This is a genomic window from Vibrio sp. A11 (assembly GCF_013048705.1).
Classification (GTDB): Bacteria; Pseudomonadota; Gammaproteobacteria; order Enterobacterales; family Vibrionaceae; genus Vibrio; species Vibrio metschnikovii.
Map to the genome: position 1 here is coordinate 13,993 of NZ_VHSI01000011.1, position 26,194 is coordinate 40,186.

The following is a 26,194-nucleotide window of genomic DNA, read 5'->3' on the forward strand; positions in this document are numbered from 1 at the left end:
CGAGGCATGATTATTCCACCGTCACCGCTTTGGCGAGGTTACGTGGCTGATCAACATCCGTTCCTTTGATCAAGGCGACGTGATAAGACAATAACTGCATCGGAATCGTATAATAGATCGGCGCAGTAATGGTACTGACAGGCGGCATGGTGATGATTTTCATCGTCGCATCTTCAGCAAAACCAGCGTCTTGATCGGCAAAGACATACAACAAACCACCACGCGCTCGCACTTCTTCGATGTTTGATTTGAGCTTTTCAAGCAGATCGTTGCTCGGAGCGACCACTACCACTGGCATATCAGCATCAATCAGTGCGAGTGGTCCATGTTTTAACTCACCCGCCGCATAAGCTTCTGCGTGAATGTAAGAGATTTCTTTGAGTTTTAATGACGCTTCAACGGCAATAGGGTAAAACTCACCACGGCCTAAAAATAGCGTGTGGTGTTTATCGGCAAACTCTTCGGCAATCGCTTCAATCTGTTTTTCACAGCCAAGGGCTTGCTCTATTTGTCTTGGTAGAGCATGGAGAGCTTGGACAATCTCCGTCTCTAGTGCACGATCTATCACTTGCTTTTGTTTGCCCAATGCAGTGACAAGCATGAGTAGAGCGGCGAGCTGAGTGGTAAAGGCTTTGGTTGATGCAACACCAATTTCCGTTCCGGCACGAGTCATAAAGGCAAAATCAGACTCGCGCACTAAAGATGAACCCGCGACGTTACAAATCGTCATCGCCGCCATGTAACCTTTCTCTTTCGCTAGACGCAGTGCTGCCAGTGTATCGGCGGTTTCGCCTGATTGAGATAAGGTGATTAATAGGCTATTGGGGCGAGTAACAAATTTACGGTAGCGAAATTCAGAGGCAATTTCCACATCGCAGCTCACGCCGGATAAAGCTTCAAACCAGTAACGAGCCGTCATACCTGCGTTGTACGACGTACCACAGGCGACAATTTGGATGTGCTCAACTTGCGCTAAAATTTCCGCGGCATTGACACCAATACTCTCGGTGATCACGCTATCGTGAGTGATGCGCCCTTCCATCGTATTGATCAACGCTGTGGGTTGCTCGAAAATTTCTTTTTGCATAAAGTGGCGAAACTTACCTTTATCACCAGCATCGTGTTCAGCGTTCGACTCAATCACTTCACGCATTACCTGCTCGCCATTGGCAGCAAAAATATTCACCTCACGGCGCGTCACTTCAGCAACATCGCCCTCTTCAAGAAACATAAAACGGCGAGTCACATTGAGTAACGCCAATTGATCAGAAGCTAAGAAGTTTTCACCCACACCTAAACCAATCACAATCGGGCTGCCTGAACGAGCCACGACAACTCGGCTAGGATCGGTACAATCGAGCACGACGGTACCGTACGCGCCTTCCAGCTGTTTAACCGTTTTTTGTACCGCTTCAAGCAAAGTGCTTGCAGAGCGACGCTCCCACTCAACCAAATGAGCAATAACCTCGGTATCGGTTTGTGATTCAAAGACATAGCCACGGTCTTGTAATACGGTTCGCAGTGATGCGTGGTTTTCAATAATGCCATTATGGACCACGGTAATCGTGCCCGAGAGATGTGGATGAGCATTAATTTCTGACGGTTCACCATGAGTCGCCCAGCGAGTATGAGCAATACCTGTACCGCCAATAACTTTTTGCTGCTCGACCGCATCCGCTAATTCTTGCACTTTTCCTAAGCGACGTACGCGAGTGAGCGTATTCTCACTATCCACCACCGCAACGCCGGCAGAATCATAGCCTCGATATTCCAAACGACGTAAACCTTCGACTAAAATTTCCGCCACATCACGCTGCGCAACCGCGCCAACAATTCCACACATCTTCACACTCCATTTATTTCGATCTTTTTTCCACCAGTAGATCGCCCGTTAACAGCCATATACTGATGAGTAGATAATCATGCTTACGCTCGAATCACTCGCACACGATGCGATTCAATTTGTTTGAGATAGGCGTCGCTGAGATCGCTGTCCGTCACTAAGACATCAATACAATCCCAAGCCAGCTCTAAGTTGGGGATTTTTCGGCCAATCTTTTCTGATTCAATCATCACGATCACTTCACGTGACACATCTGCCATCACTTTGCTTAACCCGGTTAACTCATTGAACGTGGTCGTGCCGCGTTCAAGATCAACACCATCAGCGCCGATAAATAACTGATCAAAGTCGTAAGAACGCAAGACAGACTCCGCCACTTGACCCTGGAAAGATTCAGAATGAGTATCCCAAGTGCCACCGGTCATCAGTAGTGTCGGCTCACTTTCTAGCTCATTGAGGGCATTGGCGACATGCAATGAATTGGTCATAACCACCAAACCACGTTTATCGTTCAACTGCTGGATCAGTGCTGCCGTGGTACTGCCACTATCAATCACAATTCGATTATGATCTCTGATCAGCTTAGCGGCTTGTTTGGCTAGCGCCACCTTTCGAACCGAAACTTTTTCATTCAATTCATCTGCCATCACTTCTTTTGGCAAAGCGATCGCGCCACCATAACGCCTAAGTAATAGACCATTGGTTTCTAATGAGGCAAGATCCTTTCTAATCGTGACTTCTGAGGTGGAAAACTGCTGAGAAAGTGCTTCGACACTGACCTCGCCTTGTTGATTGACTAAACTGGCGATCGCGTGTCTTCGTAGCTGGGTATTTCGTTTCGACATGAGGTTTGATTTTTTAAGTTTCGATTCGAAATCAATTATAATCACTTCGAAACATTTTAGTCTATTTATTTCGATACAAAAAATTAATAATTAGCGCTAAAACCTTGTTCTAAGACAAGTCTTAAATCGTGATATTGGCAGCATTAGATGATAGAATTCGCATCCGAAAAGAAAAAAAATTACAGAACTTGACGTAAATTTTTAACCACAATGGCTATTTGTAGACGTTGTGGGTTTGTTTGTGAAATTTCACCTCAGATAAGCAGTCATAAAATGACTAAATCTGTTGAAAGACTTTCAGCTTTAGAGTGAAACAGACTCGTGAAACCTAAGAGGCAAACGGAGACGCTTGCCATTACCGAGAACACTTTAAGGCTAAGCATTACCCTTTAAATTCATCTTAAATTTATTTACCGGAGAGCACTTTCCATGAAAAAGACCAAAATCGTTTGTACGATTGGCCCTAAAACTGAATCTGTAGAAAAACTGACTGAGCTAGTCAATGCGGGCATGAACGTCATGCGTCTTAACTTCTCTCACGGTGACTTCGTTGAGCACGGTACACGTATCGCGAACTTCCGCAAGGTAATGGAAAACACCGGTAAGCAACTCGCGATTCTATTGGATACCAAAGGTCCTGAAATTCGCACCATCAAACTAGAAAATGGTGATGATGTTGATCTGGTTGCTGGTCAAGAGTTCACGTTTACTACTGATACCTCAGTTGTCGGTAACAAAGACATCGTTGCTGTCACTTACGCAGGTTTTGCTAAAGATCTTGCCGCAGGCAACACTATTTTAGTCGATGATGGCCTAATCGAAATGAAAGTGATTGCCACCACTGAGACTGAAGTAAAATGTAAAGTCCTTAATAACGGCGCACTGGGCGAAAATAAAGGCGTTAACCTACCTAACGTTTCAGTTAACCTGCCAGCGCTTTCTGAAAAAGATAAAGCAGACCTTAAATTTGGTTGTGAGCAAGGCGTTGATTTCGTTGCAGCTTCTTTTATTCGTAAAGCAGACGATGTACGTGAAATTCGCGAATTACTGACTGCCAACGGCGGCGCAGATATCCAAATTATCTCTAAAATTGAAAACCAAGAAGGTGTGGATAACTTCGACGAAATTCTTGAGCTTTCTGACGGTATCATGGTTGCTCGTGGCGACCTAGGTGTTGAGATCCCTGCTGAAGAAGTTATCTTTGCACAGAAGATGATGATCGAAAAATGTAACCGCGCACGTAAAGTGGTTATCACCGCAACGCAAATGCTTGATTCAATGATCAAGAACCCACGTCCAACGCGCGCAGAAGCGGGCGACGTAGCCAACGCGGTAATGGATGGTACAGATGCAGTGATGCTTTCTGGCGAAACAGCAAAAGGTAAATACCCTGTTGAAGCGGTCACTATCATGGCGCAAATTTGTGCTCGCACTGACCGCGTTCTACAAGCGGAGTTGGGTTCTCGTCTAGACAGCCCACGTCTACGCATTACTGAAGCCGTTTGTAAAGGTGCGGTAGATACTGCTGAGAAATTGGCGGCTCCACTTATCGTGGTCGCAACTGAAGCGGGTAAATCAGCTCGTTCAGTGCGTAAGTACTTCCCAACTGCGAACATCATTGCGGTAACAACCAACAAGAAAACGGCCGCTCAACTCGTTCTGACTAAAGGTGTAACACCTGTTGTAGTTGATGCGATTGAAAGCACCGATGATTTCTACCGTCTAGGTAAAGAGATTGCTTTAGAATCAGGTTTAGGTAAGAAAGGCGACATCGCCGTGATGGTTTCAGGTGCATTGGTTGCATCAGGTACAACCAATACCGCTTCTGTTCACGTTCTATAATCGTTGCTCGATACCGAGAAAGTGATCAACTAAACGCAAAACGGGGCTGAAAAGCCCCGTTTTTTTATCTCGCTAATACCGACACCAAGATTATCTTAACCGATGATTAGCTCTCTTGACTTAAAAAAGTCGACACCTGATTGCGCCCCGACTTTTTCGATTCATACAGAGCGATATCGGCGCACTTATAGGAACGCGTTGCATCAAGGGTTAAGTCAGTAATGCCAGCACTGACGGTCACGGATAAATGCGGTTCGGCTTCCACCGCCCCTCTTAATCGCTCAATAATCTGCTGCGCTTGCTCAATGCGGGTTGAGGGCATAATAACGGCGAACTCTTCACCACCAATTCGTGCGATAAAGTCATAACTGCGAAGGTGTTGCGTCAGTAAACGCGCCACGTCGATGATCACTCGATCGCCCTGATCGTGACCTTGTTCATCATTAACACGCTTAAAGAAATCAATATCTAATAACACCAAACAGACGGGATAAGCATCGCCCTCAGCTTGAATACGTTCCACTTGATGGGTGAGCTCTAATTCAAACTTACGTCGATTCCATAGCTGCGTCAGGCTATCTTTCTCACTTAATTCACGCAACTTATTCTCTAATTGCTTACGTTCGGTAATATCAACAATCGACGTAATATAATAACTCACTCGCCCTGACTCTATAATGCCTTGAATGCACATCAGCGTAGTCAACATGTCACCTTGCGCAGTAGCGAACTCGACTTCCCCTTGCCAATAATGCTCGTTGGTAATTCGCTCTAAGACACTTAATATAAATGGCATGCCGTTATGATAAAGCAAGGTTTTCAGTCCGTTACGGCCGATCGCCCACGCTTTTGGTAACCCCGTCATACGTTCAAACTCATTATTAACCATCATGATTTGATGGTGTTTATCGGCAATCATCACCGCTGTCATGCCATTTAGTGCTGCGCGGGCAAGCTTGCTTTCTATATCGCGTCGATGGTAATGCAACACCATCGATAAGGTTGGCAAAGTGAAAAGCATCACCATGAGCAATACAAATAATCCTTCTTTGATTAGGTCATTTAAATCACGTTCGGCGCGCTGTGCTAATTCTTCCGGAGTTAAATGGACAATCAAATACATCGCTTGATCATCGGTTAATGAAATAGATGCAAAGGCAATTAAATGCCCCTGTTCAAGCTGATACCCCGTATTTGCGGTCTGCATACGTTGCCACGTCAGCGGAAAACGGTGTGCGAGATTATCTTCCAGTATAAAAGGCTTCATTAACGCATGTTGTGATAACTTATGGCTCAAGACAACCCCTTGATCAGTAACGATTTCGGGTTGTAAATCGCGTTGTAAGCTATAACTGACTCGCTCTGCTAAACGCCAAAGATTAATATCCATCATGATATAGCCGTAACGCAGCCCAAATACCTTAACGGGCGTGATAAGCTGCATCGATGGCATCGGATGGTGATCATTCCATCCCCAAATACCAATTTGCTCGTCACTGAGCTGCTCAGCAAGTGCAAGTCGTTCGCTACTGGCTTGATTGTCCAGTGCATGGCTGATCACTTTGCTCGACTCTGTAGCCGAGTACATCACCCCGACATTGGCTTGGCCTTCATTATCAAAAAAGACGATTGAGTTATACCATTTTTGGTAATGAGCAACGGACGCAAACGCTTCTTCGAGTAAGCGCTGATTGTTCGGCTCAGGTGAGAAGGCGTAATCGCAGGTCGTCTGACTATGACTGAGTAGATGAATGATAGAAAAAAGCTGATCTTGGATATTGGCGTACTCTCTCACACCGTAAGAGAGTTGATGGAGTGCTTGCTGAGCGGCGTGATTAATATGATTTTGTTTAATTTTTTGATGGCGCTGAGCGTAATAGAAAACGATGATTGAGGTGGTCAAAGCGCAGGCAATGAGAAGAAAAGTAATCGCTCTAGAAAATCTCATAGCCCTAATTATATACACTCAGTCGTCTCAGAATGCGCATTATAACAGCATTTTCTTATTGCTGAACAAAAAACTAGCGCATAGCACTCAAGCGCACCCACGCAACGGAGTGCGCTTGAGGTCAAATTTAGTGGGTCAATTTATAAATCACATCGACTCGATCACGGATAACAATCGTTGAATCTTGATAGCTCTGACTCACTTCTGCGCTATCGGCCATGCTGACTGAACGCATCATCACCGGCTGAGGAGTGATTGAACTGTATTCAATACGCCATACTGGACCCAACTTACTTTGAAACCCAGTAGCCAATGAATTGGCTTTTTGTTTGGCATCTTCAATCGCTGCCATTCTCGCTTGCTGTTGGTATTTCGCTTGTTCACTGACTTTTAGCTGAACGTTATCGACCTGATTAATGCCCAAAGCCAACGCTAAGTCTAAGTACTGATTCAAAGCACTGAGTTTTTCGACCTCAACGGTGACACTTCTCTGCGCTCGATAGCCAACTAACTCAGGCTGTCCAGACTTTGGATAATGATATTGAGGAGTGAGATACAAATTTGAGCTGGAGATATCTTCACTTTTCACACCGGACTGCTTAAGGCTATCGACAAAGTCCGCGACCACTTTATCCACCGTGGCTTTCGCTTGCTCAGCATTCATCGTAGTTTCAACCACCTTAACGGAAAACTGCGCTCTGTCTGGTTGAGCAATGACTTCACCATAACCAGAAGTCACGATATGAGGAAAGTTCATTTGCTGAGCTTGCGCACTCACCGCCGTAAGACTGCATAAGACTATAAGCCATTGACGTAGCGATTTCATATTACTCATCCTTTATGTTGGAAAATGTTGTGATAGATAAATCACGTTAACTCGTTATATCATCATAAACCAATATAGAGTGATTCACTTGGCATTGCTGATAAACTGACACCGTTTTAACTTATTGAACTCACTTAAACTTACTGTGGCAAATGTGTCCTCGCATAATTAACGATCCCTGTTGATAGCTGAGCTAAAATTCCCGTTTCTAATAGCCAATGATGCCAATAGATCACATTGGTTACGGTTTGCCCAGGCGTCACCTCAACCAACTCACCTTTTGCCAACTCCTCTGCAATTTGTAAACGTGGAATTAAACAATAAGCCAACCCCGCTTTTGCAAGGGCAACGAAAGACTCTGAACTGCCGACTTTATGATTGATCCGCATTTCACTCTGCACCGCAAAGTGCTGTTTTAAAAATTGTTTATGTTGGCTATCTTGCATATCAAATGATACCGATGGGGCATGGAGCAGAGTTTGCGCATTCACACCATTCGAAAAATAGCGCGTCATAAAGCTGGGGCTAGCGACACATAAGTAATCCATTTTGCCCAAGTATTCGGCTCGACAACCCGGTAACGGTTGATCATCTAAACTGATCGCTCCCACCACTTCGCCATTCTTCATTTTTTCTATCGAACGGGATTCATCAAGAATAGAGAATTGAAACGCGACGTTTTCTTTACTCATGATCGGCTGTAGAGCTGGAATGACCCAACTGGCTAAACTGTCAGCATTGGTAGCAATTGATAAGGTAACCGGACGTGCCGAGGTATCATTTAATAACTCTGGCATGGTTTCTTGCTCCAGCAAGAGAACCCGACGATACAAGCCAAGCAATTTTTTGCCTATCAGAGTCGGCTTCGGCGGGGCGCTACGCACCAGTGCTGGCTGCGCGATGAATTTCTCCAGTTGTTTGATACGCTGCGAAACAGCAGATTGAGAAATACACAGCTTTTCAGCCGCACGCTCAAAGCCTCCATATTGTAAAACCGCATCCAGTGCTTCTATCCATTTGTAATCTAAGCCACGCATTCTTGTCCACCCTACAGAAAATAAGCCAAACTTATTTGATATTAAAATTATTAATTATACTAATCAAATAACTCTGGGTATCTTGCGGCCATTATTTGGCATTCTATTAATGAGACAACTGTGAACTTCTGGATTTTGCTACAAGGCTTCGGACTCGGGGCAACGATGATTATCCCCATCGGAGCACAAAACGCTTACGTGTTAAACCAAGGCATTAAACGTCATCACCATCTAACCACGGCAACCATCTGTAGCGTATTAGATGTTATCTTTATCTCCTTGGGAATATTTGGCGGCGGCGCATTGCTGTCACAAAATGAAAGTTTATTGATTGCGGTTACTTTAGGTGGGATCGCCTTTTTAACTGGCTACGGATTATTGGCATTAAAAACGGCTTTTAAACCATCGCAAAAACAAGAGTCTTCCTCTGAGATCACGGCAAGAGGTAAACGAACGGTGATTCTTGGGGCATTAGCGGTCACCGTACTGAACCCACATTTATACTTAGATACGGTGGTAATTTTAGGATCGATTGGTGGCCAATTTGAAGGTCATGATCGGCTTTCATTTGCCTTAGGAACGATGATCGCTTCCTTCGTATGGTTTTATTCATTATCGATAGGCGCAGCCAAATTAGGGCCAACCTTATCCAAACCCGCCGTCAAAAAAGGCATCGATCTGGTGATCGCGGCAATGATGTTTACCATTGCTTTTCTATTGGCGAATAACCTTCAGCAGTATTGGAACTAAAATAACAACGGAGGCCTTGGCCTCCGTTGTTATTTTCTGTGGTTGATTAATTTGTTCAACGCAGCCAATAACGTCTGTTAGCTGATTTTATTCAAATGAACATCCATTTGTGGGAATGGAATTTCAATACCATTTTCATCGAGCGCTTCTTTAATCTTATGCGTCAGTTCCCAATAAACGGGCCAGTAATCTGCACTCTCCACCCAAGGGCGAACAATAAAATTAATCGATGAATCACCGAGTTGATGTACTTCAACTCTCACCGCAGGATCTTTTAACACTCGAGGATCGCGCTCAACCACATCACGCAGTACCTGCTTGGTTTTATTCAGATCCGATTTATAAGATACGCCTATCAGTAAATCGACGCGACGCGTGGCGTGGCGTGAATAATTGACAATTGCGCCATTCACTACCGCAGAGTTAGGTAATACCACCATTTTGTTATCGGGTGTTTTTAAAATCGTCTGAAAAATATGAATCGAATCAACCGATCCTGCGGTTCCAGCCACTTCGATATAGTCACCCGATTTAAACGGACGGAAAGCAACGATTAAAACGCCAGCGGCAAAGTTGGATAAAGAGCCTTGCAGCGCTAAACCCACCGCTAAACCCGCAGCACCGATAATTGCCACGACGGAAGCAGTTTGGACTCCGATACGACTTAACGCGGCAACCAATACAATAATAAATAGCGTATAACGTACGATGCCTTGGATAAAATCAACAACCGCCTTATCCATCTCTTTTTTCATCAACACGTTTGCTAAGCTACCCGCAATCGTTTTGACAATGATGTTACCAATAAACAAAATCAAAATAGCGGAAATAATATTCACACCGTATTGAATAAATAAATCTGAGTTATTGGTTAACCAACTATTGACCTGATGTAAGCTTTCAACGCCAGGAACTTCTATTCCCACTGACTCATTCGCCATCTTGTATATCCTCTACAATCAATGATATCGATATTGTTTTTGTTTGATGTATACAAAGGAGTGACAACTGCCTTATGTAATATCCCACGCAAAGTATACTTATTTAAATCTCAGTAAACGATAAGATTATTCTTTAAACTAGCAGATCTATTTCCTAATCACTAGCCATAAAAAAGCCGCCCTAACAAGGACGGCTAATGACTAACTAGACACTAATTACAGTACGTTAACAGCGTTAAGGTCTGCAAAAGCTTTCTCTAGACGAGCCACCATTGAGGTTTGGCCTGCACGTAGCCATACGCGTGGATCGTAGTATTTTTTGTTTGGTGCAGCTTCACCAGTTGGGTTACCGATTTGACCTTGTAGGTAATCGTGGTTTTCCGCTTCATATTTACGGATACCATCCCATGTTGCCCACTGAGTATCAGTATCGATGTTCATTTTGATAACACCGTAGCTGATTGACTCTTTGATTTCCGCTTCAGAAGAACCAGAACCACCGTGGAAAACAAAGTTTAGAGAGTTAGCTGGAAGGCCAAATTTCTCAGAAACGTACGCTTGAGAATCACGTAGAATGGTTGGAGTCAATACCACGTTACCCGCTTGATAAACACCGTGTACGTTACCGAAAGAAGCAGCGATAGTAAAACGATGGCTGACTGCGCTTAGTTTTTCATAAGCGTAAGCCACGTCTTCTGGAGAAGTATACAGCTCAGATGAATCCATATGAGAGTTATCAACGCCGTCTTCTTCACCGCCAGTACAACCCAGTTCGATTTCGATGGTCATACCCATTTTCGCCATACGCTCTAGGTATTTCGCGCACGTTTCGACGTTTTCTTCTAAAGACTCTTCAGAAAGATCTAGCATGTGAGAAGAGAACAGAGGCTTACCTGTTTGAGCAAAGAACTCTTCGCCAGCATCAAGTAGACCATCGATCCAAGGCAGCAATTTCTTCGCAGCGTGGTCAGTGTGTAGAATCACTGGCACACCGTAAGTTTCAGCAACAGCGTGAACGTATTTTGCACCAGCTACTGCACCAAGGATTTGAGCACCTTGGCCTTCAAGTTTAACGCCTTTACCAGCAAAGAAAGCAGCGCCACCGTTAGAGAATTGCACCACGACTGGCGCTTTCACTTTGGCTGCAGCTTCTAGTACCGCGTTGATAGAGTCAGTATTAACAACGTTAACAGCAGGTAGAGCAAAGTTATGCTCTTTCGCTACTGCAAATACTTTCTGTACGTCATCACCAGAAATCACACCAGGTTTTACGAAATCGAAGATCTTAGACATGGATTTGATCCTATTTTTTCTGTCGTTTAAAAATAAAACAGTTAAGTTTACATTCTTGCAAACGTTTGCTCACAACTGGCGCTATTCTAGCAGAATAAATACCCTCGTGCAGCAAACAAGAAAGCGGGAGTTGCCCCCCGCTCTCATCGTCATTATGCTTTCGCGCGTGCTTCTAGCATTTCTACTGCTGGTAGAACTTTACCTTCAACAAATTCAAGGAAAGCACCGCCACCGGTTGAAATATAAGATACGTCAGCTTTGATACCAAACTTATCGATCGCTGCTAGCGTGTCACCGCCACCCGCTACTGAGAAACCTGCCGATTTGGCGATCGCTTCAGAGATACCTTTAGTACCGGCTTCGAAATTTTTGAATTCAAATACGCCGACTGGGCCATTCCACAAAATCGTTTTTGCGTTAGCGATGATTTCAGCCAATGCTGCGGTTGAATCTGGGCCTAGGTCGAAAATCATATCGTCATCTTGCACTTCAGAAACGTGCTTGATTTCCGCTGCGGCGTTTTCATCAAACGCTTTCGCACAAGCAACATCAGTCGCAAGAGGAATAGAGCACTCTTTCATTAACTTTTTCGCTGTATCAAGCAAGTCGGCTTCATAAAGAGATTTACCGACATTGTGACCCGCAGCGGCAATAAAGGTATTCGCGATACCACCGCCAACAACCAGTTGGTCAGCAATTTTAGAAAGGGATTCGAGTACGGTGAGTTTTGTTGATACTTTTGAACCACCAACGATAGCCACTAATGGACGCTCTGGGTTATCCATCGCTTTACCCAATGCTTCAAGTTCTGCCGCCAATAGTGGGCCAGCACAAGCGATCGGAGCGAACATACCAACGCCATGAGTCGACGCTTGAGCACGGTGAGCCGTACCAAACGCATCCATCACAAACACGTCACATAACGCTGCGTATTTTTTCGATAATTCTTCTTCGTTTTTCTTCTCGCCTTTGTTAAAGCGAACGTTTTCAAGAACGACCAATTCGCCAGCGTTCAATTCCAAACCATCAAGGTAATCTTTAGCCAGTTTAACTTCGCAATCTAACGCGTCTTTTAAGTAGTTAACGACGGGTAATAGAGAGAACTCTTCCGTGTATTCGCCTTCCGTTGGACGACCGAGGTGAGAAGTCACCATTACTTTAGCGCCAGCCGCTATGCAGTGCTGAATGGTTGGTAAAGACGCAAGAATACGTGCATCCGAAGTCACTTTGCCATCTTTCACTGGTACGTTTAGGTCAGCACGGATAAATACGCGTTTACCTGCTAGATCCAGGTCGGTCATCTTGATTACAGACATGGTTTGTCCTCTCAAATATTAATAAATAAAGTTTTTGGAAACCCGGCAACCTTGCCGAGCTTAGTTATTCTTCAAACTGGTTATTGATATGGAGACCGTCACGATGTATTTCAAGTTCAATACTCAGCCATCCCCATCATCCTGCTCCTACTCGGATGCTTGCATTGCGAGCGCCGTATCCAGCATGCGGTTCGCAAAGCCCCATTCGTTATCGCACCAAACCAACATTTTAACCAGTTGCCCGTTACTGACTCGGGTTTGTGAACCATCCACAATCGCACTGTGTGGATCATGGTTAAAATCGATGGATACCAATGGAGCTTCAGTATAGTCAACAATGCCATCTAATGTACACCGAGATGCGTGTATGATGGTTTGATTTACGTCATTAACTTTCACATTTGTATTTAATGTGACACTTAAATCCATCGCTGTGACGTTAACTGTTGGCACGCGCACTGAAATTGCCTCAAATTTGTTAGAAAATTTCGGAAAAATTCTTTCAATACCTTTATGCAATTTAGTATCAACGGGAATGATCGATTGGCTAGCAGAACGCGTACGACGCAGATCGGTATGGTAAGCATCAATAACGGGCTGATCATTCATCGCCGAATGAATGGTGGTGATGGTACCAGAGTCAATACCAAAGGCTTCATCCAAGACTTTTATGATCGGCACAATGCAGTTGGTGGTACAAGAGCCATTGGACACCACGCGGTGCTCAGCAGTCAGCGTTTGATGGTTAACACCATAAATGATGGTGTTATCGAGATCATGGCTCCCGGGATGGGAAAAGAGCACTTTCTTAGCACCCGCGGTAATATGGGCTAGACCATCGGCTTTGGAACCATAGACTCCGGTACAATCGAGAACAATATCAACCCCAAGATCGCGCCAAGGCAGTAGTTTGATTTCGCTAAGATGAAGGATCCGAATCGAATCATAGACACCTGCCTCATGATGCACATAGATATGCTCTTGATCATTGGTGATTTTTTTACCAAAACGGCCATGACTCGTATCGTATTGCAGAAGGTGGGCCATCGCATCGGGTAATGCCAGTTCATTGACTGCCACTACTTTGATTTGCTGATTTTTTCCACTCTCATATATCGCTCGCAAGACATTGCGCCCGATACGCCCAAACCCATTGATCGCAACTTTAAGCATCATTCCATCGTCTTAATTGTTTTCGAGAGGAGGATAGTAACTGATAGCCTTTAAGAGCAACACCCCCACTCATCCATCGTCGATAAAAAAAGGCTCACTAAATAAAGTGAGCCCGGTATAACGCTTTTAGAAACTGATATCCGCCCCTATCCAGTAGCTGCGTCCATCCAGCACTTTGCCATGTTTATCTTGTGAAATATCGGTATCGGTGAGGTTATAGATACCAAACAGTAAACGTGTCTCTTTGTTGACTTGATAATTACCACCAATATCTAAGGTTTGGTAAGCATCGTATTTATCTCCAACAGCCCCGCCTCGCACAATCGCATATTCACTGCCTTTGTATTTGGCATGTGTCCAAAACGTTAGCTGCTCACTGGCATCCCAATCTAAATTGATCGATGCTTGATGGCGTGGAGTTCGACTTAATGGATCGCCACGATTCGCCCCACTGCGCTGCTCTGAGTCCGTAAAGGTATAGTTGGCCGATAGAGCGAGTTGTTCCATGACTGGTATTTTAAAACTGGTTTCTATCCCTTGAATCCGTGCTTTATCGACATTTTCTCGTTGCTGAATAAAATCATGCTGACTGCCTGAAGGTGAAACACATCCTCCACCGTTGCTGGCATCATCACATAGAGTGGTAATCAACACTTTATCTTTAAAGTCGGTATTAAATAAGCTGAGTGATGCCTGAAACCCTGTTGGTAGCTGATAGAAGATCGCAATTTCTTGGTTCAATGTTTTTTCAGGTTTGAGATCAGGGTTGCCTAAAATCACCCCATTACGACGCCCACCACCGGTCACTTGTCCCCAATCGCTAGAGACTTCACGCAACCCTGGAGCACTGAAGCCATTAGTCACACCACCTTTTACCGTCCAGTGATCACTTAATTGCCAAACAGCATAGGCACGGGGGGTAATTTCATTGCCATAATGCTGATCGCGATTAAAACGTGCCCCAAGTGTTAAGGCAAAGTCTTGTGTCATTTGCCACTCATCTTCAATGAAAAAGGCACCGCGCCAACGTTCTAATGAATTTACGCTAGGATTGTATTTGTTACCGGCATCATCCAACGATTCGTTAAAGTATTGTCCACCAACAGTCACGAAATGATCGTCAAACGCACGTTGTAAACTGGCGTCAACCACTTGGTTAGTGATCGTCATTTGACGGCTTTCATTGTCTGTTTTTTCGTGACTATAGCTCAATTGGCTGGTTGCAAACTCCCAACGTCCTTCATGAGAAAGGGCATAATACGAACGTTCATAATCCCCTTGTGATGGACGTTCGGCACTTTTTTTAGAACTGTCCCGCTGTTGACGACTTTGATTAATATCGATACGAATATCTTGCGTGTCAGTCGGGGTGAGATCAAAACGGACATTGGCACTGTTCATCTCTTGTTCAGGGTAATAACCGATTTTGTCATCTTCAGCACGTCGAGAAACGGAACCAGAAAGCTGAACCCCAAGTAAACCATCAATCAAAGGACCAGCGATAGTTGCACTGGCTTGCTGGCTATCACCGGCATAACCACGATCGCGCAGTTGGCTTTCTAGACGAAGTGAACCATTCCAAGTATCCGACACTTTTTTAGTGATAATATTAATCACCCCGCCCATTGCATCAGAACCATACAACGAAGACATTGGGCCGCGTACAACCTCGATTCGTTCTATCATATTGAGTGGTGGGATCCAGCCTTGCTCTATGCCTGGTCCATCGCTGTTAGGGCGCGTTTGACGGCTGCCTTGTCTTTTTCCATCGACTAAAATCAGCGTATATTTAGCATCTAAGCCGCGAATACTAATGTCTTGACTGGCGCCGCCACCAGAAATATAAATGCCCGGTACCGAGCGCAACGCATCGGTTAAATCTCTAAATGAGCCCTTGGCCATCTCTTCGGCACTGATCACCGTGATACTGGCTGGCGCATTTCTCACCACCTGCTCAAAACCTGACGCAGTCACGACCAGTGTTTCGTCAACTTGACGCTCTTGCTGAGCACTCACTGGTACCGACGCAAATAGACCAAACGCTACGGCCAAAGCGACGCGGGTTGGATTTAATCTAGACATTCACCACTCCATAAATGATAATGATTATTAATTTCGAAGTGGAATTATTCACAATTTGAATCATTGAGATAGACCGACAGATGGAATAGTCAGTCCCAGATATGGAACAACACGATTATTGAATAACGAGGTCACTGTTATCATGCATGATTTAAGTGCTATCAAAGCCTTCCATGCACTCTGTCAGCACAAAAGTCTGACCGCTGCCGCTAAAGCGCTTGAACAACCAAAATCGACACTAAGTCGACGGCTTGCTATGCTCGAAAGTGATTTAGGGCAAGCGCTGATCACTCGTCAAGGCAACCGACTCACATTAACTAAGGCCGGACAAGTGTTTGCCGTTTATAGCGAGCAATTAGTTGAATTGGCATCAAAAGGTATTGAAGCTCTTCAAGAGCTGAACAATCAAATCAGCGGTAACCTGACGTTAGTCGTTCATCCCAACTTAGTCCGAGGGTGGATAAGCCACGTTCTCGATGAGTTTATGCTGGCACACCCCGAAGTAACCATTCGAGTACACAGTCACTACGTAGCCGAAAATAGCCTGTTAGAACCTGATTTGATGATTTGGATCGGGGCTATCACCCCCTCTGGATGGCGACGCGAGCTTCTCGGTAATTGGCATTATTCACCGTACGCTTCTCCGAATTATTTAGCCACTCACCCTAAGCCCGAACATCCTGAGCAGCTTATAAATCATACTTGGATAGATTTTATCGCCTGTCGCCAAGAAGGATTAACCCTAACTCATCAGACTCAAGGAGATTGGGTATTACCAGCTCTGAAAAGTCGTTTACAAAGTGATAGCTTAGCCATGCAAGCCGACGCGATAGCCAAAGGGCGAGGAATTGGCTTGCTACCCACTTGGTTTGCAGAAGGCTTTGAACGCGCTCATCCGGGGAGTCTTGCTGCTTGTTTACCAGAGTGGTTATCTCCACCCAGTGAGGTGGCTTGTTACTATCCAGCGGGGCGTCACCCTTTGCGTTTACGCTTGTTTATTGATGCTTTGCGTCATGCTTGCCCTAATGAATGGAAAACGGCTTAGCTCCATAGAAAAAGCCCAGCAAATAAGCTGGGCTCAGTTAGAACTCAATATCAACCATTAAGCCAGTAGTTCGTTTAAGCCAACAGTTCGTTAGCTGTTTTCACCACATTTTCAGTCGTAAAACCAAACATTTTGAACAGTTGATCCGCTGGTGCCGATTCACCGAACGTCGTCATGCCGATGATCTTGCCGCCAAACCCAACGTACTTGTACCAGAAATCCGCAATGCCTGCTTCAATCGCGATACGTTTGGTCACGTCTGCAGGTAATACCGCTTCACGATACGCTGCATCTTGCTTGTCGAAAGCATCGGTCGATGGCATTGAAACCACGCGAACGTGCTTACCTTCAGCGGTTAGCTGCTCTGCCGCTTTCACCGCTAGCTCCACTTCAGAGCCGGTCGCAATCAAGATAAGCTCTGGTTTGCCAGCGCAATCTTTAAGGATATAACCACCTTTGGCGATATCAGCCACTTGCGCTGCCGTACGAGACTGCTGAGCGAGGTTTTGACGTGAGAAGATCAACGCTGATGGCGCCTCTTTACGTTCAATGGCCAGTTTCCAGGCGACTGCAGATTCCACTTGGTCACAGGGACGCCATGTGCTCATATTCGGAGTTAAACGCAGTGAAGCGATTTGCTCAACCGGTTGGTGAGTCGGGCCATCTTCACCCAAACCAATCGAGTCATGAGTATAAACCTGAATGTTTTGGATCTTCATCAGCGCCGCCATACGCATTGCGTTACGAGCGTATTCCATAAACATTAAGAAGGTCGCGCCATAAGGGACAAAGCCACCGTGCAACGCGATACCGTTCATAATAGCCGTCATACCAAATTCGCGTACGCCGTAATGGATGTAGTTGCCAGAGAAATCTTCAGCGGTGAGTGATTTTGAGCCAGACCACATGGTCAAGTTTGATGGCGCTAAGTCTGCGGAGCCGCCCATAAATTCTGGTAATAATTTACCGAACGCTTCAAGGGCATTTTGCGAGGCTTTACGTGACGCAATATTGGCAGGGTTAGCTTGTAATTCAGCAATGATAGCATTGGCTTGCTCTTCCCACTGCGCTGGAAGGTCACCATTAACACGGCGTTTGAACTCAGTCGCTTCTACTGGGTACTCGGCAGCGTAAGCGGCAAATTTTTCATCCCAAGCCGCTTCTTTAGCTTGGCCCGCTTCTTTGGCGTCCCACTGAGCGTAAATATCAGCCGGAATTTCAAATGGAGCGTATTGCCAACCCAAGAATTCACGCGCCGCTTTAATTTCATCGTGGCCTAATGGCGCGCCATGGCAGTCATGAGAACCCGCTTTATTGGGCGAGCCAAAACCGATGATGGTTTTGGTACAGATCAATGTTGGACGAGGATCGGCTTTGGCGGCTTCAATTGCTGCGTTAATCGCCTCTGCATCGTGACCATCAACCGCTGGGATCACATGCCAGCCATAGGCTTCAAAACGCTTAGGCGTGTCATCAGAGAACCAGCCTTCAACGTGGCCGTCAATCGAGATGCCGTTGTCATCCCAAAACGCGATAAGCTTACCAAGGCCAAGCGTGCCAGCCAGTGAGCAGGCTTCGTGAGAAATGCCTTCCATCAAGCAGCCATCACCCATAAAGACATAAGTAAAGTGATCAACGATGTCGTGACCTGGCTTGTTGAACTGAGCCGCGAGCGCTTTTTCAGCCATCGCCATGCCCACTGCATTAGTAATCCCCTGACCTAGAGGACCAGTCGTGGTTTCAATACCTGGCGCGTAACCGTATTCTGGATGACCTGGGGTTTTGGAATGCAACTGACGAAAGTTTTTCAGATCATCAATCGATAACTCATAACCACTTAGGTGCAGCAGTGAGTAAATCAGCATTGAGCCATGGCCGTTAGACAACACAAAACGGTCGCGGTCAGCCCATTGTGGATTGTGCGGATTATGGTTGAGGTGTGAGCGCCACAGCACTTCAGCGATATCCGCCATGCCCATTGGGGCTCCCGGATGCCCAGAGTTAGCTTGTTGAACACCATCCATGCTTAACGCACGAATCGCGTTAGCCAGTTGTTTACGCGAAGACATATCAGCTCCTAAAAAGCGATGAAATAAAAAGCGATCTCCCAAACCAATCAAAGTTGCAAATCAACGATGGGTGCTCTCGCTCCTACCAGCAACATTATTGCTCTGAATAGAAGGCAAACCAAATCACTGAACCGCCGCCGCTTAAAGTGGGAAGGGTATAGAAAAAGTGCTCAATATTGTCGCAAAGCCCCTTACGCTCTGCAAACCTTTTACTGCCTCTTAGGCTGATTTTTGCAATCGGTTACATGAAATTTCATCGTAATTATAAAAACATCACAAAACCAAGCAAACGTTTGGCCATAAGATAAACTAAAAAAGAGCTTGTAATTTGAGCATTGAAAACTAGAATAGACGTCTAGATGTAGAAACGCCTACATATTGAACAATTTTACCGACGCGTTTATCGAATAACGGGTCGCTACTAATATGAAAATTGGAGCTATCATGGCTAAACATTTGTTTACTTCTGAATCTGTATCAGAAGGTCATCCTGATAAAATTGCCGACCAAATCTCTGACGCGGTTCTTGATGCCATTTTAGAACAAGATCCAAAAGCTCGTGTCGCGTGTGAAACCTATGTCAAAACCGGAATGGTCATGGTTGGCGGTGAAGTAACGACGTCAGCGTGGGTGGATATTGAAGAGCTTACTCGCCAAACGGTACGTGAAATTGGTTATGTTAACTCTGAGATGGGCTTTGATGCCAACTCGTGTGCGGTACTCAATACCATTGGTAAACAGTCGCCAGATATCAACCAAGGCGTTGATAAAGCCGATCCTAAAGATCAAGGCGCAGGTGACCAAGGCATCATGTTTGGTTACGCTTGTAACGAAACCGAAGTGCTGATGCCTGCACCGATTACCTATGCACACCGTTTAATGCAGCGTCAAGCTGAAGTGCGTAAAAATGGTAGCCTAGCTTGGTTGCGCCCTGATGCAAAATCTCAGGTCACTTTCCAATATGACCAAGGTAAGATCGTCGGTATTGATGCTGTGGTACTGTCTACTCAGCATTGTGATTCCGTCTCTACCGCTGATCTGCGTGAAGGCGTGATGGAAGAGATCATCAAGCCTGTTCTACCTGCAGAATGGCTAACCAAAGACACCAAATACTTCATTAACCCAACTGGTCGTTTCGTGATTGGTGGTCCAATGGGTGACTGTGGCTTAACGGGTCGTAAAATTATCGTCGATACCTACGGCGGCGCAGCACGTCATGGTGGTGGTGCTTTCTCTGGTAAAGATCCATCAAAAGTTGACCGTTCAGCCGCTTACGCTGCTCGCTATGTTGCCAAAAACATTGTCGCTGCCGGTCTTGCGGATCGCTGTGAGATTCAACTTTCTTACGCCATTGGTGTCGCTGATCCAACGTCGATCATGGTAGAAACCTTCGGTAGCGAGAAAGTACCACACGATATTATTATTGAAGCGGTCCGTCAGTTCTTCGACTTACGTCCTTACGGTTTGCAAGAAATGCTCAGCTTACTACAGCCGATCTACAAGAAAACCGCCGCTTATGGTCACTTTGGTCGCGAAGAATTCCCTTGGGAAGCGACAGATAAAGCTGCCCTATTGCGTGACTTTGCCGGTTTAAAATAATTATCCATAGCCGAAGTGGCTTACTCTCCAACGAGTGGTAAGCCATGATTGGATAAACCTCAGATCCGTCTGAGGTTTTTTATTGGAGGTCCTTTGATCAATTTTGAATTGCATTATCGTGCCCAGCAGCAAATACAACGCTGTATTGAACGGGCCTCAGAATACTTTAATACCCCTTTCTCCCGACCAAACCTCAGCCTAAAACTACGCGGTAAAACCGCAGGTAAAGCCTATTTGCAACGCTGGGAAATTCGCTTAAATCCGATTTTATTGGCTGAAAATCCGCAAGCTTTTATCGATGAAGTGATCCCCCATGAAATTGCTCACCTGATCACTTATCAACGTTATGGACGAGTACGTCCTCACGGTCGTGAATGGCAATCCGTTATGTCACAGGTGTTTAATCTGCCCCCCAGAACCACTCACAGCTTCGATGTTGGCTCTGTCCAGGGTAAAATCTTTGCTTATCGCTGCGCGTGTCAAGTTCACTCATTATCAATTCGTCGTCATAACAAGGTGTTACGTCAACAAAGCAGCTATCATTGCCGCCACTGTCAAACACCTCTGGTCTTTACTGGATAAACCGACTCCTCATTCATCTATCAATAGGCAAGTCATTTTTTGAGTGGTAGACTGCGAAAAATCATACTTATCTCAGTCTTTTGCCATGTTTTATTTACGTTTGCTGTCGATTTTAGGTTTATTTGTTTTTACTACCAGTAGCCTCGCTGCTGCCCCAACTTCTTTTGCTCAAGCCAAACGTATCGCCGTTAAACTTTATCAAGATCATCCGGTTAGCTTCTACTGTGGCTGTGAGATTAGCTGGCAAGGTCAACGAGGTATTCCTGATCTTGAAGGCTGTGGCTATGAAGTTCGCAAACAAGCCACCCGCGCCAATCGAATTGAATGGGAGCACGTGGTGCCTGCTTGGCAGTTTGGTCATCAGTTACAATGTTGGCAAGAAGGCGGGCGCAAACACTGTGCACGCCACGATGAGCAATTTCGTCAAATGGAGGCCGATTTACACAACCTCACTCCCGCGATTGGTGAAGTGAATGGCGATCGCTCTAACTTCAATTTTAGTCAATGGAACGGGATTGATGGTGCGACGTATGGTCGCTGTGAAATGCAAATTAACTTTGCTCAGCGTAAGGCTATGCCGCCGACAAGAGCTCGTGGCGCTATCGCCCGTACCTATTTGTATATGAGTCAGCACTATGGGTTTAAGCTATCTAAGCAACAAGCACAATTAATGCAGGTTTGGGATAATCAATACCCGGCTGATGAATGGGAGTGTGAACGTAACCGACGCATTACCACCATTCAAGGTCACTCTAATCCATTTGTTGATACACAGTGTTCTCGTCGCCACCGTGAATAGAGCCAAGATCGTCATCAACAACAATGACTAAAATTTCAAGCTGAGCGCTTAAACGAATAGGGGCAGTGTCATCGCATCTTAAACGGTGACCGTCCCTCAAACGCCGCAGAAAAAGATATTTCCCTTCAACGCGGTGATCAGGTGAGCTATCATCACTAGATTGTGGTTATCAAGACATCGGTCGGGTAACACGGATACTCCATGACTTGAACCCGTCACTTAACGTACCAATATTATCCATACTGTGCGATCTTCAAGTCACCAAAGTATCGCTTTGTCATCAATTATTAGGAACTTGGCATGCGTATTCCTCGAATTTATCATCCCTCCCCTATCCACCAATTGGGCACGCTTGCCCTCAGTGACGACGCCGCCAATCATATCGGTAAAGTTCTGCGTATGCAGCCCGGTCAATCGGTGACGTTGTTTGATGGGAGTGATGCTGAATTTCCTGCGGTGATCAGTGAGATCAGCAAAAAGCAGCTGACCGTTGACATTCAGCAACGCATTGAAAAAAGCATTGAATCACCGCTCAATTTACATCTTGGGCAAGTGATTTCTCGCGGTGATAAAATGGAATTCACCATCCAAAAATCGGTCGAGCTTGGCGTGAATACTATTACGCCTTTATTATCAGAGCGTTGTGGGGTAAAACTGGATCCAAAACGCTTTGAAAAAAAACTTCTGCAATGGCAAAAGATAGCGATTGCTGCCTGCGAACAATGTGGCCGAAATCGGATCCCTGTCATCCGCCCAGTGATGGAATTAGAAGCTTGGTGCGCTGAGCCTAGTCAGGCACTTAAACTCAATTTACACCCTCGCGCGTCCTATTCGATCAATACCTTACCTGAACCGGTAAGCAACGTCCGTTTATTGATAGGTCCAGAAGGCGGCCTATCTGAGCAAGAAATTGCCATGACCGAACAATACCACTTTGCAGAAACGCTGCTCGGTCCTCGCGTATTGCGCACCGAAACCGCAGCACTGACTGCCATTACAGCGCTACAAGTTCGTTTCGGCGATCTTGGCTAACTCGGAGAAATTCAATGATTAAACTTGGCATCGTGATGGATCCCATTTCATCAATTAATATTAAAAAAGATTCCAGCTTTGCCATGATGCTTGAAGCACAGCGTCGTGGTTATCAAATTCATTACATGGAAATGGCTGATCTGCACTTAGAACAAGGTGTGGCTATGGCGGATACCAAAGTGGTCAGCGTCAAAGAAGATCCCGCGGCTTGGTATCAATTTCAGTCTGAGCAAACCATTCGTCTCGCGGATCTTGATGCCGTATTGATGCGTAAAGATCCCCCTTTTGATACCGAGTATATTTACGCAACGTATATTCTGGAAAGAGCGGAAGAAGAAGGCACACTGATCGTCAATAAACCGCAAAGCCTGCGTGATTGTAATGAAAAATTATTTACCGCTTGGTTTCCAGAATTAACGCCTACCACACTGGTGACTCGTAAAGCGGAAAAAATTAAAGCCTTTCGTGAGCAATACGGCGATGTGATCTTAAAACCGCTCGATGGTATGGGCGGATCATCAATTTTTCGCATTAAACAAGGCGATCCTAACGTATCGGTGATCATCGAAACGCTGACCAACCACGGACAAACCTACTGCATGGCACAAACCTTTGTCCCCGATATCAGTAACGGTGACAAACGGATCCTAGTTGTCGATGGTGAGCCAATGCCATATTGCTTAGCACGTATTCCTGCTCAAGGTGAGACCCGTGGTAACTTAGCGGCTGGAGGAAGGGGAGAAGCTCGACCACTGAGTGAAACCGATAAAGCGATTGCGTTAGCTGTGGCTCCAACATTAAAAGAAAAAGGCTTGATCTTTGTCGGTCTTGATGTGATTGGTGATAAACTCACCGAAATCAATGTCACTAGCCCAACCTGTATTCGTGAAATCGAAGCCGCTTTTGATATCTCGATTACCGGCAAGCTGATGGATGCGATTGAACGTCGTATTAAGGCCTTATCTATGTAGGAGCTTAACGCTCCTCAATACCAAAGGATTGAAGATTAGATGAATCTGACTAATCATTTTCTCGTTGCCATGCCCAGTATGCAAGATCCTTACTTCAAACGCAGCGTGATCTACGTCTGTGAACATAATGAAGAGGGTGCAATGGGGCTAATGATCAATGCTCCGATCGATATTACGGTCAGTGGGATGCTAAAACAGGTCGAGATCGAGCCCGCTTACCCACACTCTCGAGAGCAAAGCCTAAAGAAACCGGTCTTTAACGGTGGGCCGATTTCCGAAGATCGTGGATTTGTTCTGCATCGAATGAAAGATCATTATGAGTCGACCATGAAGATGACCGACGATATTGCGGTAACCACTTCGAAAGATATCCTCTGTGTACTCGGTACTGAGGCGGAACCGAATGGTTATATTGTCGCATTAGGTTATTCTGGTTGGTCTCCAGGCCAATTAGAACAAGAGTTAACCGACAACTCTTGGCTAACCATTGAAGCGGATGCCGATTTAATCTTTGATACGCCAGTCCATGAAAAATGGCAAAAAGCGATTCAAAAATTAGGCATTAATCCCGCCCAACTGGCTCCTCAATCAGGCCATGCCTAACTTAACCTTTAAGGCGCATTAACCATCGAGTTAATGCGCCACAGCAATGAGACGTCTATTATGTCGCGTACCATTATGGCCTTTGATTTCGGCACTAAAAGTATCGGTAGTGCTATCGGTCAAGAAATTACCGGAACGGCCTCGCCATTAAAAGCCTTTAAAGCCAATGATGGCATCCCCAATTGGGATGAGATAGAAAAACAGATCAAAGAGTGGCAACCCAATCTATTAGTGGTTGGCTTACCCACTGACTTACATGGCAAAGATTTAGATACCATCACTCCACGGGCGAAAAAATTTGCTAACCGCTTACACGGACGCTTCGGCTTACCCGTTGAGCTGCACGATGAACGCCTATCGACCGCAGAGGCACGCTCCGAGCTGTTTGCCCACGGCGGCTACAAGGCACTCAGTAAAGGCAATATAGACTGCCAATCAGCGGTCGTGATCTTAGAAAGCTGGTTTGAAAGACAATGGGCAAACTAGTCTCACTCCATATCAATCTTAATATTATCCAACGCACCAGAAGAGTAGCCCTCTCCCCGCTGGGTTTTGAGCATAAGGCGTAAATCATTGGCTGAATCGGCGCTGTGCAGCGCATCTTGCTCAGTGATTTTATCGTCAATCACCAATTGATACAGCGCTTGATCGAAGGTTTGCATTCCCACTTCTTTCGATTTAGCCATGGTTGCTTTTAATTCGTGCAAATCGCCACGGCGGATCAAATCCGCCATTCTTGGACTATTGAGCAAAATCTCAAACACGCCATGACGCCCTTTACCTTGTTTATCACGCAGCAGTTGCTGACCAATCACTCCTTTTAAGTTCATCGATAAATCAAACAGAAACTGTTCTTTTTTCTCTTTCGGCATCAAATGTAAAATACGCTCTAAGGCTTGGTTGGCATTGTTGGCGTGTAAGGTTGCCATACATAAATGCCCGGTTTCGGCAAAGGTCATCGCGTATTCCATGGTTTCACGACTGCGTATTTCACCAATCAAAATCATGTCCGGCGCTTGGCGAAGTGAATTTTTCAATGCCACTTCATAGCTCTCAGTATCTAAGCCGACTTCACGCTGAGTCACAATACAGCCTTGATGAGGATGAACAAATTCAATCGGATCCTCGACAGTAAGAATGTGCCCGCGGGTTTTCAAATTACGATAACCGGTCATCGCCGCCATGGTGGTTGATTTTCCCGAGCCTGTCGCACCGACCACTAACACTAAACCCCGCTTGGTTAGCGCCAGATCTTTAAGCACCTCCGGTAACTGCAAGTCATCAAAACTAGGAATTTGCGTTTCGATCCGGCGAATCACGGCACCCGGTAGCTCACGCTGAAAAAAGGCACTGACTCGGAAACGGCCAAAATCACGCACAATCGCAAAATTGGCCTCACGCGTTTGGTTAAACTCCGTTTGTCGGTCGCTATCCATCATCCGCAACAACAACTCTTTGACCTGAGCTTCACTTAACGCTTCCCCCTGAGGTTGGAGATCACCATTAACGCGATACAAAATTGGAGCCGCGACAGTGATGTAGAGATCGGACGCCCCTTGGGTGAGCATCTCTTGTAATATTTGATCCAATTGCATGAT

General features: G+C 45.5%; 22 protein-coding genes. 10 read left to right on the plus strand and 12 right to left on the minus strand.

Annotated features, from left to right (window positions below; all coding sequences use genetic code 11):
* Positions 1–10: 10 nt before the first annotated feature.
* Together glmS and FKQ60_RS12150 are read right to left on the minus strand one after the other, a co-directional pair.
* On the minus strand, positions 11–1,843 hold the full coding sequence (gene glmS / locus FKQ60_RS12145; protein ID WP_154169213.1) for a glutamine--fructose-6-phosphate transaminase (isomerizing): 1,833 nt from the start codon (positions 1,841–1,843) through the stop codon (positions 11–13).
* An 83-nt stretch (positions 1,844–1,926) separates the two neighbouring features.
* Positions 1,927–2,688, minus strand: coding sequence for a DeoR family transcriptional regulator (locus FKQ60_RS12150; protein WP_170906568.1), 762 nt, complete (start codon positions 2,686–2,688; stop codon positions 1,927–1,929).
* Positions 2,689–3,117: 429 nt separating this feature from the next.
* Between FKQ60_RS12150 and pykF the strand changes: the two genes are divergently transcribed.
* On the plus strand, positions 3,118–4,530 hold the full coding sequence (gene pykF / locus FKQ60_RS12155; RefSeq protein ID WP_004396037.1) for a pyruvate kinase PykF: 1,413 nt from the start codon (positions 3,118–3,120) through the stop codon (positions 4,528–4,530).
* A 106-nt stretch (positions 4,531–4,636) separates the two neighbouring features.
* On the opposite strand, the gene FKQ60_RS12160 is transcribed toward pykF, so the two are convergent.
* From FKQ60_RS12160 to FKQ60_RS12170, 3 genes are all read right to left on the minus strand, one after another.
* The gene (locus FKQ60_RS12160) at positions 4,637–6,478 is read right to left on the minus strand and encodes a diguanylate cyclase (protein WP_170904733.1); all 1,842 of its coding nucleotides are present in this window, start codon (positions 6,476–6,478) and stop codon (positions 4,637–4,639) included.
* 127 nt (positions 6,479–6,605) lie between these two features.
* A complete protein-coding gene (locus FKQ60_RS12165; RefSeq protein ID WP_170906569.1) occupies positions 6,606–7,313 on the minus strand; it encodes an oxidative stress defense protein in 708 nt (235 codons plus the stop codon).
* A 131-nt stretch (positions 7,314–7,444) separates the two neighbouring features.
* Positions 7,445–8,341, minus strand: coding sequence for a LysR family transcriptional regulator ArgP (locus FKQ60_RS12170; RefSeq protein ID WP_170906570.1), 897 nt, complete (start codon positions 8,339–8,341; stop codon positions 7,445–7,447).
* 120 nt (positions 8,342–8,461) lie between these two features.
* Between FKQ60_RS12170 and FKQ60_RS12175 the strand changes: the two genes are divergently transcribed.
* Positions 8,462–9,091, plus strand: coding sequence for a LysE/ArgO family amino acid transporter (locus FKQ60_RS12175; protein WP_154169220.1), 630 nt, complete (start codon positions 8,462–8,464; stop codon positions 9,089–9,091).
* A gap of 77 nt (positions 9,092–9,168) precedes the next feature.
* Here the strand turns inward: FKQ60_RS12175 and mscS are convergent, their stop codons facing one another.
* The 5 genes from mscS to FKQ60_RS12200 form a co-directional block, all read right to left on the minus strand.
* The gene (mscS, locus tag FKQ60_RS12180; protein WP_154169222.1) at positions 9,169–10,032 is read right to left on the minus strand and encodes a small-conductance mechanosensitive channel MscS; all 864 of its coding nucleotides are present in this window, start codon (positions 10,030–10,032) and stop codon (positions 9,169–9,171) included.
* Positions 10,033–10,248: 216 nt separating this feature from the next.
* On the minus strand, positions 10,249–11,325 hold the full coding sequence (gene fbaA, locus FKQ60_RS12185; RefSeq protein WP_004396043.1) for a class II fructose-bisphosphate aldolase: 1,077 nt from the start codon (positions 11,323–11,325) through the stop codon (positions 10,249–10,251).
* A gap of 152 nt (positions 11,326–11,477) precedes the next feature.
* On the minus strand, positions 11,478–12,641 hold the full coding sequence (locus FKQ60_RS12190) for a phosphoglycerate kinase (RefSeq protein ID WP_040904704.1): 1,164 nt from the start codon (positions 12,639–12,641) through the stop codon (positions 11,478–11,480).
* A 147-nt stretch (positions 12,642–12,788) separates the two neighbouring features.
* The gene (gene epd / locus FKQ60_RS12195) at positions 12,789–13,814 is read right to left on the minus strand and encodes an erythrose-4-phosphate dehydrogenase (protein ID WP_154170701.1); all 1,026 of its coding nucleotides are present in this window, start codon (positions 13,812–13,814) and stop codon (positions 12,789–12,791) included.
* Between the two features lie 126 nt (positions 13,815–13,940).
* Positions 13,941–15,896, minus strand: a complete 1,956-nt coding sequence (locus tag FKQ60_RS12200; RefSeq protein ID WP_158137786.1) for a TonB-dependent receptor — start codon at positions 15,894–15,896, stop codon at positions 13,941–13,943.
* 142 nt (positions 15,897–16,038) lie between these two features.
* Here FKQ60_RS12200 and FKQ60_RS12205 point away from each other — a divergent pair, with 142 nt between their 5' ends.
* Positions 16,039–16,941, plus strand: coding sequence for a LysR family transcriptional regulator (locus FKQ60_RS12205; protein WP_154169226.1), 903 nt, complete (start codon positions 16,039–16,041; stop codon positions 16,939–16,941).
* Between the two features lie 74 nt (positions 16,942–17,015).
* Here FKQ60_RS12205 and tkt read toward each other — a convergent pair whose 3' ends face one another.
* Positions 17,016–19,010 (minus strand): transketolase, encoded by a 1,995-nt coding sequence (tkt, locus tag FKQ60_RS12210; protein ID WP_154169228.1) that lies wholly within the window; start codon positions 19,008–19,010, stop codon positions 17,016–17,018.
* 444 nt (positions 19,011–19,454) lie between these two features.
* Between tkt and metK the strand changes: the two genes are divergently transcribed.
* From metK to ruvX, 7 genes are all read left to right on the plus strand, one after another.
* Entirely contained in the window at positions 19,455–20,609 is a 1,155-nt protein-coding gene (gene metK / locus FKQ60_RS12215; RefSeq protein ID WP_154169230.1) for a methionine adenosyltransferase, read from the plus strand.
* Positions 20,610–20,702: 93 nt separating this feature from the next.
* Complete coding sequence (locus tag FKQ60_RS12220; RefSeq protein ID WP_170906571.1) at positions 20,703–21,191, plus strand: SprT family zinc-dependent metalloprotease; 489 nt, start codon at positions 20,703–20,705, stop codon at positions 21,189–21,191.
* Between the two features lie 85 nt (positions 21,192–21,276).
* The gene (locus FKQ60_RS12225) at positions 21,277–21,990 is read left to right on the plus strand and encodes an endonuclease (RefSeq protein WP_161439132.1); all 714 of its coding nucleotides are present in this window, start codon (positions 21,277–21,279) and stop codon (positions 21,988–21,990) included.
* A 300-nt stretch (positions 21,991–22,290) separates the two neighbouring features.
* Entirely contained in the window at positions 22,291–23,022 is a 732-nt protein-coding gene (gene rsmE / locus FKQ60_RS12230) for a 16S rRNA (uracil(1498)-N(3))-methyltransferase (protein WP_154169232.1), read from the plus strand.
* 14 nt (positions 23,023–23,036) lie between these two features.
* A complete protein-coding gene (gene gshB, locus FKQ60_RS12235) occupies positions 23,037–23,993 on the plus strand; it encodes a glutathione synthase (protein ID WP_170906572.1) in 957 nt (318 codons plus the stop codon).
* Positions 23,994–24,032: 39 nt separating this feature from the next.
* On the plus strand, positions 24,033–24,596 hold the full coding sequence (locus FKQ60_RS12240; protein WP_170906573.1) for a YqgE/AlgH family protein: 564 nt from the start codon (positions 24,033–24,035) through the stop codon (positions 24,594–24,596).
* Between the two features lie 60 nt (positions 24,597–24,656).
* Positions 24,657–25,082, plus strand: coding sequence for a Holliday junction resolvase RuvX (gene ruvX, locus FKQ60_RS12245; protein ID WP_004396054.1), 426 nt, complete (start codon positions 24,657–24,659; stop codon positions 25,080–25,082).
* 2 nt (positions 25,083–25,084) lie between these two features.
* On the opposite strand, the gene FKQ60_RS12250 is transcribed toward ruvX, so the two are convergent.
* On the minus strand, positions 25,085–26,191 hold the full coding sequence (locus FKQ60_RS12250) for a PilT/PilU family type 4a pilus ATPase (protein WP_158144300.1): 1,107 nt from the start codon (positions 26,189–26,191) through the stop codon (positions 25,085–25,087).
* Positions 26,192–26,194 lie beyond the last annotated feature (3 nt).

Bases quoted from the DNA above. Each gene is read 5' to 3' on its own strand.
- glmS (WP_154169213.1), bottom strand. From the start codon at position 1,843: ATGTGTGGAATTGTTGGCGCGGTTGCGCAGCGTGATGTGGCGGAAATT.
- FKQ60_RS12150 (WP_170906568.1), bottom strand. From the start codon at position 2,688: ATGTCGAAACGAAATACCCAGCTACGAAGACACGCGATCGCCAGTTTA.
- pykF (WP_004396037.1), top strand. From the start codon at position 3,118: ATGAAAAAGACCAAAATCGTTTGTACGATTGGCCCTAAAACTGAATCT.
- FKQ60_RS12160 (WP_170904733.1), bottom strand. From the start codon at position 6,478: ATGAGATTTTCTAGAGCGATTACTTTTCTTCTCATTGCCTGCGCTTTG.
- FKQ60_RS12165 (WP_170906569.1), bottom strand. From the start codon at position 7,313: ATGAGTAATATGAAATCGCTACGTCAATGGCTTATAGTCTTATGCAGT.
- FKQ60_RS12170 (WP_170906570.1), bottom strand. From the start codon at position 8,341: ATGCGTGGCTTAGATTACAAATGGATAGAAGCACTGGATGCGGTTTTA.
- mscS (WP_154169222.1), bottom strand. From the start codon at position 10,032: ATGGCGAATGAGTCAGTGGGAATAGAAGTTCCTGGCGTTGAAAGCTTA.
- fbaA (WP_004396043.1), bottom strand. From the start codon at position 11,325: ATGTCTAAGATCTTCGATTTCGTAAAACCTGGTGTGATTTCTGGTGAT.
- FKQ60_RS12190 (WP_040904704.1), bottom strand. From the start codon at position 12,641: ATGTCTGTAATCAAGATGACCGACCTGGATCTAGCAGGTAAACGCGTA.
- epd (WP_154170701.1), bottom strand. From the start codon at position 13,814: ATGCTTAAAGTTGCGATCAATGGGTTTGGGCGTATCGGGCGCAATGTC.
- FKQ60_RS12200 (WP_158137786.1), bottom strand. From the start codon at position 15,896: ATGTCTAGATTAAATCCAACCCGCGTCGCTTTGGCCGTAGCGTTTGGT.
- FKQ60_RS12205 (WP_154169226.1), top strand. From the start codon at position 16,039: ATGCATGATTTAAGTGCTATCAAAGCCTTCCATGCACTCTGTCAGCAC.
- tkt (WP_154169228.1), bottom strand. From the start codon at position 19,010: ATGTCTTCGCGTAAACAACTGGCTAACGCGATTCGTGCGTTAAGCATG.
- metK (WP_154169230.1), top strand. From the start codon at position 19,455: ATGGCTAAACATTTGTTTACTTCTGAATCTGTATCAGAAGGTCATCCT.
- FKQ60_RS12225 (WP_161439132.1), top strand. From the start codon at position 21,277: ATGTTTTATTTACGTTTGCTGTCGATTTTAGGTTTATTTGTTTTTACT.
- rsmE (WP_154169232.1), top strand. From the start codon at position 22,291: ATGCGTATTCCTCGAATTTATCATCCCTCCCCTATCCACCAATTGGGC.
- gshB (WP_170906572.1), top strand. From the start codon at position 23,037: ATGATTAAACTTGGCATCGTGATGGATCCCATTTCATCAATTAATATT.
- FKQ60_RS12240 (WP_170906573.1), top strand. From the start codon at position 24,033: ATGAATCTGACTAATCATTTTCTCGTTGCCATGCCCAGTATGCAAGAT.
- ruvX (WP_004396054.1), top strand. From the start codon at position 24,657: ATGTCGCGTACCATTATGGCCTTTGATTTCGGCACTAAAAGTATCGGT.
- FKQ60_RS12250 (WP_158144300.1), bottom strand. From the start codon at position 26,191: ATGCAATTGGATCAAATATTACAAGAGATGCTCACCCAAGGGGCGTCC.